This window comes from Sphingobium sp. LSP13-1-1.1 (assembly GCF_040676415.1).
Classification (GTDB): domain Bacteria; phylum Pseudomonadota; class Alphaproteobacteria; order Sphingomonadales; family Sphingomonadaceae; genus Sphingobium.
This window is the reverse complement of the sequence record NZ_JBEGHU010000059.1, coordinates 1-439: the sequence shown is the minus strand read 5'-3', so window position 1 is coordinate 439 and position 439 is coordinate 1. Positions and strand designations below refer to the sequence as shown.

1 protein-coding gene is annotated in these 439 nt (G+C 55.8%); it reads left to right on the top strand.

Annotation, left to right across the window (positions count from 1 at the left end; translation table 11 throughout):
- Nucleotides 1-30: 30 nt before the first annotated feature.
- Nucleotides 31-439: hypothetical protein (locus tag MRBLSP13_RS19940; protein WP_363756254.1), on the top strand; the 409-nt coding region annotated here is incomplete at its 3' end.

Genomic DNA, 439 nt, shown 5'->3' with positions numbered 1-439 from the left:
CGGTGACGCGAGGCGATTCGCAGGGCTGGAATGACGATGCGGGTGGACAGCGGACTGGCCGATTTCCATATGTGGCACCGTAATAGCTGCCTGTTGTCTTGGCTCCTCAATGTTGTCAGCGTGGGATTTATGCGGATTGAAGCTACCGAATATGAATGCATGCGATCTTGGTTGGGCCATATGGTGCCGAAGGTTTTCGCTGCTGAACTGCTAAATCCTGAAATCCACCCAATCGCCGTGCTTGATCTGATGGCGGCAAAGTCCCCTGCCAAGGCAAGAAGTGGCCTCGGCATGGCAATAGGGGATATTGTGGAATACACGGATGATTGGGCTGCTCCCGATGTGGCGAAGTGCAACAGCGAGCTTTCGGAGAAGGGCTTACCAACGCTGACCGAGGTGAGAGCGCGCTTTTCGAAGGTCGTGCAGCGGGTGGTTCGCC